General features: G+C 67.2%; 1 pseudogene. It reads right to left on the reverse strand.

What is annotated here, in order from left to right:
* Positions 1 to 503, reverse strand: a pseudogene (locus tag MOV61_RS30215) (hypothetical protein); the annotation flags it as partial.

Here is a 503-nt window from a genome sequence, read left to right on the forward strand (position 1 = left end):
GACCGTCGTCGAAGACCCGCAGCGTCAGTTCCTGTTCCTCGCCCACAATGCCGAAGCGCGGCGCGCGGACCACCTCGACGCGACGGTCGAACTCGTCCGGCTTGCCGGTGATCAGGCCGTGGACGGGGGCGTTGAAGCCGAGGTCCTGGTTGATGCCCGGCAGGTCATGGATCTGGCCATCGGTCAGGAAAACCGCCCCGCCGATACGGGCCGGCGGCACGTCTGATATCGCCGAACGCAGGGCAGTGAAGAGCTTTGTCGAGGGCGTGTCGGTATCGCCGTCGTCGTCGACCTCGACGATACGCGTCTCGATGCGCGGGTAACGGGAGAAGCGGTCCTTGAGGCTTGCGAGCGCCTCGTCGGTCTGTTGCTTGCGCTGGGCGGTATCCTGGCTCTGCGAGCGGTCGACGATGACTGGCACGACGGTCGAAAGCTGGTCGCGGTCCTCCTGCAGCAACGTCGGGTTGGCGAGCGCCAGGAGCAGGGCGGCGAGCGCCAGCGTG

The sequence above is a fragment of the Neorhizobium sp. BETTINA12A genome (assembly GCF_023006485.1).
GTDB lineage: Bacteria > Pseudomonadota > Alphaproteobacteria > Rhizobiales > Rhizobiaceae > Neorhizobium.